The sequence below is a fragment of the Streptomyces sp. NRRL B-24572 genome (assembly GCF_002156145.1).
Taxonomy (GTDB): Bacteria; Actinomycetota; Actinomycetes; order Streptomycetales; family Streptomycetaceae; genus Streptomyces; species Streptomyces vietnamensis.
Window position 1 is genome coordinate 1 of sequence record NZ_MWIG01000003.1, and the last position, 10895, is coordinate 10895.

Genomic DNA, 10895 nt, shown 5'->3' on the forward strand with positions numbered 1-10895 from the left:
CCGCTCCTCGGAGCCACCGGCGCCCACGCCGCCGAGCAGGCCGCCCCGGCCGCCGCTCCCGCCCACGCCGTCGCCCAGGTGAAGGCCGCGCCCGCCGCCCAGCAGAAGGCCGCGCCGAAGACGTACTCCGTCGTCCGCGGCGACTACCTGTCGAAGATCGCCGCCGAGCACCACGTCGCCGGCGGCTGGCACAAGCTCTACGAGGACAACCGCCAGGTCGTCGGCGACGACCCCTCGCTGATCATGCCCGGCATGAAGCTCACTCTCGGCGCGAAGAGCACCGCCAAGACCGCGCACAAGAGCACGTGGAACTCCGGCAAGAACGGCGACGAGGCCCCCCGCGCCTCCCGCGGCAGCGAGCGCGCCCAGGCCCCGGCCGCCGCCGCTACCTCCTCCTCCTCGGCGTCCTCCTCGTCGGCCGGCACGACCTCCTCCTCCGGCTGGGTCGCCCCGATCGCCGGCGCCGGCATGTCGACCCCGTACCACCAGGCCGGCTCCATGTGGTCCTCCGGCTACCACACCGGTGTCGACTTCATCGCCTCCACCGGCACCCCCGTCCACGCGGTCGGCCCCGGCACCGTCTACTCCGCCGGCGACGGCGGCGCGTACGGCAACCAGGTCGTCATCCAGCACGCCGACGGCACCTTCTCGCAGTACGCCCACCTGTCCTCGATCTCCGTCTCCGCCGGCCAGACCGTCACCGGCGGCGAGCAGATCGGCCTCTCCGGCGCGACCGGCAACGTCACCGGCCCGCACCTGCACTTCGAGATGCGCACCGGCCCGGAGTACGGCTCCGACATCGACCCGCTGGCCGCGCTGCGGTCGCACGGCGTGAGCATCTGACATCACGTCAGTACGACTTCGTCATCCGGAAGTCCGGCACGCGAGTGCCGGGCTTCCGGCGTATTCCGGCTTGGTGGAATCTTTATCGGTGGCATATGTCACCAGGCGTCAACCCCTCCTTACGGTCGCGTAGGTCACACCCGAAGGGGAAAAATGTGCTCCTGTGGCAGACGATTCGAGATCAACAGACAAGAACGCATTCGGGTCGTACGCGGCGATCGGTGACAGCTTCACCGAGGGCGTCGGAGACCCCGGGCCCGACGGGACGTACGTCGGCTGGGCGGACCGCTTCGCGGTCCTGCTCGCCGACCAGCTGCCGGAGCACGACGACTTCCGCTACGCCAACCTGGCCGTACGCGGGCGCCTTCTCGACCAGATCGTGGCGGAACAGGTCCCCCGGGCGAAGGAACTCGCCCCCGACCTGGTGACCTTCTGCGCGGGCGGCAACGACATCATCCGCCCCGGGACGGACCCGGACGACGTGGCCGAGCGCTTCGAGCGCGCCGTCGCCGACCTCACCTCCGCCGTCGGCACCGTCATGGTGACCACCGGCTTCGACACCCGCGGCGTGACGCTCCTCAAGCACCTGCGCGGCAAGATCGCCACCTACAACGGGCACGTCCGGGCCATCGCGGACCGCTACGACTGCCCGGTCCTCGACCTGTGGTCGCTGAAGTCCGTACAGGACCGGCGCGCCTGGGACGACGACCGGCTGCACCTCTCGCCCGAGGGCCACACCCGCGTCGCCCTGCGCGCCGCCCAGGTCCTCGGCATGCCGGTGCCCGCCGACCCGGACCAGGCCTGGCCGCCGGTCCCGCCGCGCGGCACCCTCGAAGTGCGCCGCGACGACATCCACTGGGCCCGGGAGTACCTGGTGCCCTGGATCGGGCGCCGGCTGCGCGGCGAGAGCTCCGGCGACCACGTCGAGGCCAAGCGCCCCGACCTCATGCCCCTGTAGCAGGCGGCACGGCGGCGGGGATCCGCTCCAGGACCCCGCCGGCGAACACGTCGTACAGCGGCAGCGTCTCCAGGTGGACGTAGCCGATGTGGCAGTCGCAGACGGCGAGGGGGCAGGCGCGGGGACGCAGGGCGGCACGGTACGAGCCGTCGTACAGGTTCCCGAGCTCGGCCCTGACGAAGTGGCAGCGCCGCACCGTCCCCTCGCCGTCCACCGAGATCACCGACTCCCCGGTGCGGCAGGGCAGCCCCGCCGAGCGGTGCGGATGCCGGCTGTACGGGAAGAGCGGGTCGAGCTCCGTCCAGCCCTCGGCCTCCGCGTCGGTGTACGTGTGCCCCTCGGCCGCGTTCACCCAGAGGTAGACGTGCGGCGGCAGCGCGGCCCGCAGCCGGCGGGCGTCCTCCCGGTGCTCGGGAAGACCGACCACACCGACGCTGTACCGGACGTTTCGACGGGTGAGCTCCCGGCACTTCCCGAGGAACCGCTCGTACGGCGTCTGCCCCGGGTGGTACGTGCACCAGAGCGCCACGCTCTCCGGGTCCGCCTCGGCCAGCCACTCCGTCCGGCAGCTCAGATTGGTCTGGATCGCCACCCGCTCCACGTGCGGCAGCCGCGACAGCTCGACCAGCGCCCGCCGGTACCAGGAGCGCACCAGGCCCTCGCCCCACGGGGTGAACAGGATCCGCAGCCGGTCCCCGGTCTGCGCGGCGGCCCAGCCGGTGAACCGTTCGAGCGCCGCCCGGTCCGCGCGCAGCTGCTCCCGGCTGTCCCGGCGCTTGGCGAAGGGACAGTACGGGCAGTCGAAGTCGCAGGAGGAGAGCGGGCCCCGGTAGAGCACGGTGAGATCCACGGTCGCCGCCTACCTCGCCTCGTACGCGGCCATCGCGGCCCGTACGGCGGGGGAGAAGAGCTCGGGGCCGAGCCCGTCCGAGTGCGCGAGCCCCTCGGGCGAAAGCCGCAGCAGCCCCGCCGGGGCGTCCGCGGCCAGCCACCCGTACTCCTCGAACCGGGCGAGCTCCGGACCGAAGTCCGCGAACGGCGAGGACCCGAACCGCTCCTCGTACCCGGCGAGCGGCATGCCCTCGGCCTGGAGCAGCGACTGGAGGAGATGACGGCGACGGGCCTCGTCCCCGTGCACCGCCCGGCCCACCTCGGCGCGCGAGAAGTCCTCCGTCTCCGTGTACGCGTCGATGATCGAGCGGATCTCCCGCATGTCGACGGCGTAGTCGAAGGAGTAGTGCAGGGCCGCGGTGTACGAGCGGGCCCCGCAGCCCAGGCCGATCATGCCGTCCGTCTGGCAGGCGTAGTCGTCCGGCCCGGCGGGACCGGCGTCCGTGCGGCGGAACATCCGCATCGACACCTGCTCGTAGCCGTGCGCGAGGAGGTGGTCCCGGCCGTACCGGTAGAGGCGCAGCCGCCGCTCGTCCCACTCCCGGTCGGCGGCCGCCGGGTCCTGGAGCCGGCCGAGACCGGTGAGCGGGCGCACGTACAGCGGATAGAGGTACAGCTCCTCGGGCCGCCAGGCGAGCGCGGCGTCCAGCGAGACCCGCCAGGACCGCTCCGTCTGCCCGTCGATGCCGTAGATCAGGTCGATGTTGAGGACCGGAACCTCCGTGTCCCGGATCCGGCCGAGCGCCGCCTCGACGTCCGCGCGGTGCTGCGGCCGTACCGCCGCCCTCGCCTCGGCCTCCACGAAGCTCTGCACGCCGATGCTGAGCCGGGTCGCGCCCCGCTCGGCGAGGACGGCGAGCCGGTCGGCGGTCGCGGTCGCCGGAGAGGTCTCCACGGAGAGCGGCACCGCCCGCAGGTCCACGCCCATCCGCTTCTCGGCGATGTCGCAGAGCCGCTCCAGCTCGGCGGCGGTGAGGAACGTGGGCGTCCCGCCGCCGAACGCGGCGGTGGCGAAGCGCACCGGCGCCGCGTCCCCGAGGGCCTCGCGGACGGCGGCGGCCTGGCGGTCGAGGGCGTCGAGGTAGCGGGTGGTCAGCTCGTCCGGGGCGCCGATCCGGGTGAAGAGGTTGCAGAAGCCGCAGCGGACCTCGCAGAACGGTATGTGCGCGTACAGGGAGAGCGCGTCCTTCGGCTCCCCGGCCCAGAGCGCGGCCAGCTCCGGGCGCTCGGGGAGCGCGCGGTACGCCGTCTTGTGCGGGTAGGCGTAGACGTAGCTCCGGTACGGGCGGGGGGCGGGGGTCATGCCGTGGCCTCGCCTTCGGGGCCCGGGAGTTCCGGAAGTCCCGGCATTTCTGGCAGTTCCTGCAGCTCCGGCAGTCCTGGTGGTCCCGGCAGTTCCGGTAGGACGAACTGCGCGTACGGCACGGTCCACACGACGTCGTGGCCGAGCCGGTGACCGGTGAAGCCGTCCTCCCCGTAGGCGGTGCCGTGGTCGGAGCAGACGATCGCGAAACAGGGGCGGCGGCTGCTCATCGCGGCGAAGAGCCGCCCGATGTGCCGGTCGACGTACTCCAGGGCGGCCGCGTGGCTCTCCCGGGAGTCGCCGGCCTCGCGGGTCGCCCCCGGCAGGTGGAACCAGTTGGGCTGGTGCAGCGCGGACACATTGACGAAGAGGAAGAGCCGCTCCTCCGGGCGGAGCCCGGCGACGACCTCCTCGGCGCATGCGACCTGGGACTCGAAGGAGGACGGGGAGGCGACGCCGAAGGCCGGCTCCCAGTGGCTCTCCTGGAACAGACCGGGGAGCACGGAGCCGAGCGGCGGCTGCTTGTTGAAGAAGCCGACACCGCCGACGCAGACCGTCCGGTAGCCCTCGTGCGCGAGGGCGGAGACGAAGTCGGGGGTGTCGTGGACCCAGGTGCCGTCGGCGGTCGACTCGCTGCCCGCGAAACGGGCCGCGAACAGCCGGGGATGGGGCCCCTGCGAGGCGGGGGTCGGCAGGAAGCCGGCGAAGATCGCCTGGTGGGAGGCGTACGTGAAGCTCCCGGGCGCGTGCCGCCGCTCCCAGACGCCGCCGGGGAGGTGACGGGCCAGGTTCGGGATGCGGCCCTCGGCCGCGAGCTCGGCCGCCACGTCGTACCGGAGGGTGTCGAGGGTGACCAGGAGCAGGTCGTGGCTGCCGACGATCGCGTTCATGTCGGGCTGGTTCACGTGGTGCTCGTTCCTGTGGTGGTGCGGGTTGTGCCGGTTGGGCGGGCGATGCCGGTGGTGCGGATGGCGCGGGTGGTGTCGCGGGTACGGGCTGCGCCATGGCCGCTCCCGAACTGCGCGGCCACCTGCGCACCGTACGTGTCGAGCCCCTCGGCGCCGCTGCCGGGCAGGCCCGTCAGCCCGGGCAGCAGATCGCCGAAGGCGTTCACCTCGCCCACGGCGAAGCGGCGCCAGCCGCTCGCGGGCAGCAGGTCGACGCCCACGCACCGGGTGCCGGGGAAGGCGGCGGCGGCCCGCTCGCACACCCCGAGGGCGTCCGCCCAGCGGCCCCCGGCCGCGGCGATCGCCGCCCGTGCGGCGTCCAGATCGCCCCGGGAGCCGCCCAGGTGCAGATTGGTCATGGGGGAGCGGCTGGTGCGGAGCACGGCGTGGGTGGCGCGCCCGTCGATCACGACCACCCGCAGATCGGCGGCCCGGCCGTCCTGGGTGGCCTTCGGCAGCCAGCGCTCGACGTGCAGGCCGTCGGGGGCGAGGGCGTCCACGATCGCGGCGACCTCGCGCTCGCTCGTGTAGCGCCGTACCCGCAGGGAGTTGAAGAGCCGCCCGTCGGCTGCGCGCTCCACCGAGGTGGTGGCCTGGACCCGGCCCGCGCCGTTCGTCTCCAGCGCGAGCACCCCCGAGGCGGAGGAGCCGTGCGCGAGCTTCACGAACACCCGGCGCATGCCGCTCTCGGCGGTCAGCGCCCTGACGTCCGCCCAGCCACGCACCGCCGGGGCGTCGGGTCCCGAGGTCGGCGACTCGGGCACCGGGACCCCGGCCGTCCTCAGCCGGCCGTGGCCCAGCCTCTTGTCGAACAGGACCGCGAGCTCGGCGGGGTCGTCGACGAGGACGGAGCCCGCCTCCGCGACGGAGCGGGCGAGCCCCGCCACGGCCGCGGTGAACCCTTCGTACCAGCGGCCGGTGCCCTCGACCCGGGCCGGATCGTCGACCCCGCGCAGCAGCCGGTCGGCCTCGGGATCCTCGCCGGGAGAGTCCAGACGTACGGTCTCGCCCGCGGCGAACCGCGCCCGGCCCCCGAGCACGTCCGGCCAGGACACCGCCCGCGCCCCGGGCAGCCCGGCGGCCCGCAGCGCGTCCTGGAAGAACGCGACGCGGCGGCCCGCCGGATCGCCGACGACCACGAGGCGCGGCCGTCGGCTGGCCGGCGAATCCCCGACGGCCATGAGGCCCGGTCGTCGGCGATCCGGCGAATCCCCGACGGCCACGAGGCGCGGGCCGGAGGTCATTCGGCGACCGCGACGTAGCGCCAGACGTCCCCGTCGCCGTCGTCCTCCGCGACCTGGGCGTCACCGAGGTCGACGGTCACGCCGTGCGGGACGAGCGCGGCGCGGACGCGCTCGCACATCGCCTCCGACAGGTAGTGGTGGGAGAGGTCGAGGTGGGTGAGGTGGGTCAGCGGCTGCCCGTCGAGGAGGGCCGCCGCGCCCTCGTCGGTGAGCACGCCCATGGACAGGTCGAGCCGCTCGATCCGGGCGACGACGGGTGCGCCCGCGACGGCGGCGGCCACGGCGTCCTGGATGACGCTGTCGCACAGGCCCAGGTCGCGCAGGGCGGGGAACGCCGTGCCGGCGAGCAGCGGCGCCAGGTCGTCGGTGGTGCTGTCGCCGCCGTACTCGTCGGTGCCGAGCCAGAGTTCCAGCTTCTCCAGAGCGGGCAGGTCGCTGCCGACGATGCCGCGCACCACGGCGGCGGGAAGCCCGCCGGTCTGGACGACCAGGGTCCGCAGACCGGTGTGCCGGATCGACGGGAAGGCCAGCTCCGTGCCACCGCGCACCCCGAACTCCGTCAGGGCCGGGTAGGCGGCGAGGAGCGGCGTCACGTCGGACTGGATGATCCACGAGATCTCGCAGTCCTCGCCGGTCATGTCGCCGAGGAAGACCGCCTCCAGGGCCGTCAGCCGGTCGTTGGCGCCGATCAGCGCGGTGACGATGTCGGCGGACGAGTTCTCGTAGGCCTCGTCCCAGCCGCCGACGACCAGCGCGCGCACCCGTCCCGTGTCGACCGTCTTCAGGAACCGCTCGAACTGCGGCCCCCACAGCTCGTCGCCGGGGTCGGAGTACGTCGGGGCGGAGATCCGCCAGGCGACCGTGTCCGTCGCGGGCAGCTCGACCTGCGCGTCCGGGCCCGGGAAGTCGAACACGGGCAGTCCGTGGAATTCCTGCAGGTGGGTGCCAACGGTCATGACGGCGCTCCAGACAACGTGCGAGGTGGGTCGGCTGATGGAGAGAGTTCTACCAAGCGGCGCCGACAACACCCCTCGCCGGGTGGCCTCCGGACCGGTTGTCAGTGCCGGGCTCTAGCGTCGTTCCCGTGTTCGGCCGCTTGTGCCGGACGGGGAGGGGAGAGCCATGTACCGGCAGGGAGACGTGCTGATCGCGCCCGTCGCGGAGGCGGCCGTTCCGGAGCGCGTGAAGGAGGCGGCGGGGGAGCCGAGGGACGCCCGGGGCCGCTTGGTCCTCGCCCTCGGCGAGGTCACCGGACACGCCCACGCGATCCCCGGCCCGGGCAGGCTCGTGCGGGAGCCGGGGCCCTTCGGCCCGCTCCTGCTCGAACTGCCCGAGGGCGGGCGGGTGGTGCACGAGGAGCACGCGCCGATACCGCTGCCCAAGGGCTGGTACCGGGTGGTGCGGCAGCGGGAGTACGTGCCCGGGGCGTACCGGATCGTCGCGGACTGATGTCCGCCGGAGAGACAGCGAAGGACATGGGGGACACCGAGATGAACCGCACCACCGCGGCGGACAGGTGGCGGGCCGTCGCCGCCGCCACCGGACCCGCCGATCGCGCCGCCGCCGAGGCCGGAGTCCGGTCTGCCTACCGCTCGGCCGGCCTCGCCCCGCCGGAGCGCGTCCTCTGGGCGGACTCGCCGCTCGCGGCCGTCACGCTCCTCCGGGGCCTGACGCACGCGGGCCGTTCGGTACGGGACGAGGTGCGCACCCGGCCGTGGGCCGAGGAGCGCCGCCGGCTCCACGACGCGCTCGGCCCGGCGGGCTGGGCGGCCCACTGGCAGGCGACCGGCGCCCGGCTCTGGGACCTGACGCGGAGCCTCGCGGACCGGATACGGGCCGGGGTGACGGAAGCGGCGGGCGCCGACGCGGCCGAGGTGCGGCTGCTCCTCCTCGACGCCGTGCTCGGCCAGCACGACGCGGCCTGGCTCGCCGCCTTCGACGGGAACGGCGACCGGCTCGCGGGACTCGCCACCGTCGCCGAGCACGCCGGCTGGTGGTGGCCGTACGAGAACGCCGTCGTGATCTGCGAGCGCCCGGTCGAACTCCACCGGGACGAGGCGGGCCGGCTCGACCGGGGCGACGGCCCCGCGCTCGCCTTCGCCGACGGGTTCGCCCTCCACGCCTGGCGGGGCATGCCGGTGCCCGCCGAGTTCCTCGCCGGTCTCGCCGACCTCACCCCCGAGCGGATACGCGAGGAGGAGAACGCCGAACTGCGGCGCGTGATGCTGGAGTACTACGGCTACGACCGCTATCTCGCCGCGTCCGGTGCCCGGCACCAGCACCGCGACGAGACGGGCGTCCTCTGGCGGATCGAACTCGCCGACGACGAGGACGTGGTGATGGTCGAGGTCGTCAACTCCACGCCCGAGCCGGACGGCACCCACCGCACGTACTGGCTGCGGGTGCCGCCCACGACCCGGACCGCGCGGGAGGGCGTCGCCTGGACCTTCGGGCTCCGGCCCGAGGCGTACGAGCCGCTCGTCCAGACCTAGGGTCCTGGGCGGGCACGGTTGGTGCGGAGAGGTGAAGGGCGCCGTCGGTCAGGAGTGGCGCGCGGGAGGCGGCGGCGCCGGGTGCTGGGATGTGCCCGCCGGAGCCCCGGCACCCACACCCGAAGGGACCGCCTGTGACGATCCGCCGGCCCAGCGCCGCCCGCACCTCCCGTCTGCTCGCCGCCACCGCCGTGCTCGGCGGCCTCCTCGCCGGCACCGCGGCCCCCGCCCTGGCCGTCGCGCCCGAGCGGACCGCCCTCCGTGCCACCGCCCTGAGGGCAGCCCCGGACACGGCCACGGTCACCGTCACGGGCAACGGCCGCGCGTCCGCCGCACCCGACCTGGCGATCCTGTCCGCCGGGGTCGAGGCCACCCGCCCGACGGCGAAGGAGGCGATGGCGGCGCAGACCACCGCGGCCGAGGCGCTGCTCGACGTGCTGCACAAGCAGGGGATCGCCGACCGGGACATCCGCACCGACAGCCTCGCGCTGGCCCCCGTCTACACCCAGAACACCAGCGGGGACAGCAAGGTGACCGGCTATCAGGCGGGACAGTCGTTCTCCGTGAAGGTCCGCGACATCGACAGGACCGGCCAGGTCGTCGGGGCCGTCAACGAAGCCATCGGGAACGTGGGCCGGATCAACGGGGTCGTCTTCGACGTCGCCGACCCGTCGGCGCTGCGGGCGAAGGCCCGCGAGGCCGCCTACCGGGACGCCTACGACAAGGCCTCGCAGCACGCCCAGCTGAGCGGTCACCGGCTCGGCCGGCTCGTCTCGCTGAGCGAGGGCGAGTCCGTACGCCCCGGCCCCGGCGCCGCCCCCGCCGTCCCCGCGGACGAGCCGAGCGTCCCGCTGGCGCCCGGCGAGATCGAGGAGCAGGTCACCGTCTCGGCGGTCTACGAGCTGATCTGACGCTCTCGAGGCCGCCCGGTCGCCGAGCCCTGCCCCGCGCGCCGGGGAACAGCAGGCCGGTAGGGAGCAGCCGGGAACAGGACGTGCGGCCGGGCCGACTACGGCCGCCCGCCCGACCGGCCACGGGGCCGACCCGCGTCCGGACCGGCTACGGCTGCCGGTACGGACGCGGGCCGGCCCCGTCCTCGGACCACGACTACTCCGGTTCTGCCGGGTCCTCCGGCCTCGCCGGGTCCTCCGGTTCTGCCGGGTCCTCTGGCCTTGCCAGGTCCCCCGGTCCTGCCGGGTCCTCCGCCCCCGCCGGTTCGGCCGGAGCTCCCACCGGCAGGTTCAGTTCCCGGGCGAGGGCCGCGTCCGCCCAGCGCAGCATCGTGGTGCGCGGGAGGGCGCCGGTGTAGGACGTCGTCTGGACGGCGAGGCCGTCGAGGAAGGCGGTGAGCCGCCAGGCCGCCCCGGCCGGATCCGCGCAGCGGAACTCCCCGGCGGCGGTCCCCTCCTCGATCACCCGGGTCAGCGCAGCCTTCCACTCCTGGTCGAGGGAGGCGGCGACCCGGCGCAGTTCCGGATCGCGCAGGGAGGCCGCCCAGCCCTCGATCCACAGCCGCCAGCCCTTGGCCTGGCCGGTCGGGGCGTACCAGCGCACCGCGGCCCGCAGCCGTCGCACCGCCGTGGAGCGCCGCCCGAGCAACCGGCGCAGCTGGGCGAGGTCGCCCTCGGCCGCGTGGGTGAAGGCCGCGGCGACCAGCTGTTCCTTCGAGGAGAAGTGGTAGAGCACGAGCGCGTTGCTCACGCCGAGGGCGGCGGCCACGTCGGAGATCCGGACGGCCGCGACGCCGCGTGCCTCGATCTGCTCGACGGCGGCCCTCAGCAGTTCGTCCCGCCGCTCGGCCACGCTCAACCGCACTCTCGCCACGCTGTGCAGCCTACACAGCACATGACAAGGGCATGATCGTCAACGGTTTCGGCGCGTGGCCGGTCCGGCACCGACCGTGGTGCCCGACGATCACCGGCAGCAGCTCGTCCGCCACCACCAGGCGTCGGTGCACGAGTCCACGACCACGTCCGGAAGGGCGGTCGCCGCGCCCATGGTGTCGAGGCACCGTACGGACGCCCGGATCCGGCGTACTCCCGTCCGCCCGGCCGTCTCCGCCGCGGGCCGCTCATAATGGAACGACCCCCAGAGATCAGGAGGTCCTGTGACCGGTACCGGCTCCGACCGTTCGCCGCGGGCCCGGCTGCGCGCGCTGCGCCCCGAGTCCTTCGGCGCGGAACCCACGGGCGAGCGTCTCGCCCGTGGGTTCCGCGC

General features: G+C 74.3%; 11 protein-coding genes. 5 read left to right on the forward strand and 6 right to left on the reverse strand.

What is annotated here, in order from left to right; genetic code table 11:
• Positions 1–843, forward strand: an 843-nt coding sequence (locus CCN56_RS00185; RefSeq protein ID WP_086821913.1) for a M23 family metallopeptidase, incomplete at its 5' end; no start/stop codon positions are given.
• Positions 844–1006: 163 nt separating this feature from the next.
• Entirely contained in the window at positions 1007–1801 is a 795-nt protein-coding gene (locus CCN56_RS00190; RefSeq protein WP_086821914.1) for an SGNH/GDSL hydrolase family protein, read from the forward strand.
• Here CCN56_RS00190 and CCN56_RS00195 read toward each other — a convergent pair.
• From CCN56_RS00195 to CCN56_RS00215, 5 genes are read right to left on the reverse strand one after another with little or no spacing between them, the layout of a single operon-like run.
• Positions 1788–2651, reverse strand: a complete 864-nt coding sequence (locus CCN56_RS00195) for an STM4011 family radical SAM protein (RefSeq protein WP_086821916.1) — start codon at positions 2649–2651, stop codon at positions 1788–1790. The genes CCN56_RS00190 and CCN56_RS00195 overlap by 14 nt on opposite strands.
• 9 nt (positions 2652–2660) lie before the next feature.
• Positions 2661–3995, reverse strand: a complete 1335-nt coding sequence (locus CCN56_RS00200; RefSeq protein WP_086821918.1) for an STM4012 family radical SAM protein — start codon at positions 3993–3995, stop codon at positions 2661–2663.
• Positions 3992–4885 carry an STM4013/SEN3800 family hydrolase gene (locus CCN56_RS00205; protein ID WP_179199617.1) on the reverse strand — a complete coding sequence of 298 codons (894 nt, stop codon included), beginning with the start codon at positions 4883–4885 and terminating at the stop codon, positions 3992–3994. The genes CCN56_RS00200 and CCN56_RS00205 overlap by 4 nt, the downstream gene beginning before the upstream one ends.
• Positions 4886–4896: 11 nt before the next feature.
• The gene (locus CCN56_RS00210; protein WP_179199615.1) at positions 4897–6123 is read right to left on the reverse strand and encodes an STM4014 family protein; all 1227 of its coding nucleotides are present in this window, start codon (positions 6121–6123) and stop codon (positions 4897–4899) included.
• Positions 6124–6182: 59 nt separating this feature from the next.
• Complete coding sequence (locus tag CCN56_RS00215) at positions 6183–7142, reverse strand: STM4015 family protein (RefSeq protein WP_086821920.1); 960 nt, start codon at positions 7140–7142, stop codon at positions 6183–6185.
• A 166-nt stretch (positions 7143–7308) separates the two neighbouring features.
• Here CCN56_RS00215 and CCN56_RS00220 point away from each other — a divergent pair, with 166 nt between their 5' ends.
• The 3 genes from CCN56_RS00220 to CCN56_RS00230 all read left to right on the forward strand — a co-directional run bounded on the left by CCN56_RS00220 (position 7309) and on the right by CCN56_RS00230 (position 9589).
• Entirely contained in the window at positions 7309–7635 is a 327-nt protein-coding gene (locus CCN56_RS00220; RefSeq protein WP_041132176.1) for a hypothetical protein, read from the forward strand.
• A gap of 26 nt (positions 7636–7661) precedes the next feature.
• Positions 7662–8678 carry a DUF6745 domain-containing protein gene (locus CCN56_RS00225; RefSeq protein WP_179199616.1) on the forward strand — a complete coding sequence of 339 codons (1017 nt, stop codon included), beginning with the start codon at positions 7662–7664 and terminating at the stop codon, positions 8676–8678.
• 134 nt (positions 8679–8812) lie between these two features.
• Complete coding sequence (locus tag CCN56_RS00230; protein ID WP_086821922.1) at positions 8813–9589, forward strand: SIMPL domain-containing protein; 777 nt, start codon at positions 8813–8815, stop codon at positions 9587–9589.
• Positions 9590–9785: 196 nt separating this feature from the next.
• Here the strand turns inward: CCN56_RS00230 and CCN56_RS00235 are convergent, their stop codons facing one another.
• The gene (locus tag CCN56_RS00235; protein WP_256961598.1) at positions 9786–10502 is read right to left on the reverse strand and encodes a TetR/AcrR family transcriptional regulator; all 717 of its coding nucleotides are present in this window, start codon (positions 10500–10502) and stop codon (positions 9786–9788) included.
• Positions 10503–10895: the final 393 nt, after the last annotated feature.